At 50.1% G+C, this 676-nt stretch carries 1 protein-coding gene; it reads left to right on the top strand.

Going from position 1 to position 676, the window contains the following annotated elements; all coding sequences use genetic code 11:
* Positions 1 to 35: 35 nt before the first annotated feature.
* Positions 36 to 676: type II secretion system protein N (locus R7Q46_RS27415; RefSeq protein WP_318078306.1), on the top strand; the 641-nt coding region annotated here is incomplete at its 3' end.

Here is a 676-nt window from a genome sequence, read left to right on the forward strand (position 1 = left end):
TGATGTGAACCGTCTGCAATTTAAGCGAGGTTAAGGTGAAGCGAGCAGTACTTTACGTTGTAATCTTTATCGTTTGTTTTTCTGTTAGCTTGATCATGGGTTTACCTGTTTCTTGGGTTCTCCAGCAAGCCCCCACTGTGAAAGGGCTCGACATACAAGGTGCTCACGGTTCCGTTTGGCAAGGTCAGGCTTCTAGCGTGCGTTGGCAGCGTCAAAATCTAGGGCAAGTGAATTGGGATTTCCAATGGTCTAGCTTATTTACCGGCAAAGCCGAATTTTCGGTACGTTTTGGGCGCGGCAGCGATATGAACATTCGCGGTCGAGGTTTAGTTGGATACAGTTTCAGCGATGGCCCTTACGCGGAAAATTTGGTGGCGTCGATCCCGGCATCGAAAGCCGTCGAACAAGCGCGCCTGCCGGTGCCTGTTAGTGTTGATGGCCAGCTGGAGTTGAACATTCGTCATGCGACTTACGCAGCTCCGTGGTGTAAAACTGGTGAAGGCACATTGGTTTGGAGTGCCAGTGGCATTCAAAGTCCAGTGGGAAGCTTAGAGCTCGGCCCTGTTATTGCTGATTTGAAATGCCAAGATAGCGTGCTAACTGCATCAGGTGAGCAAACCAGTAAGCAAGTTTCCTCGGCGTTTTCAGCGGAGCTGATGCCGAATCAACGCTATTC

It is taken from the genome of Vibrio sp. 811 (genome assembly GCF_033339195.1).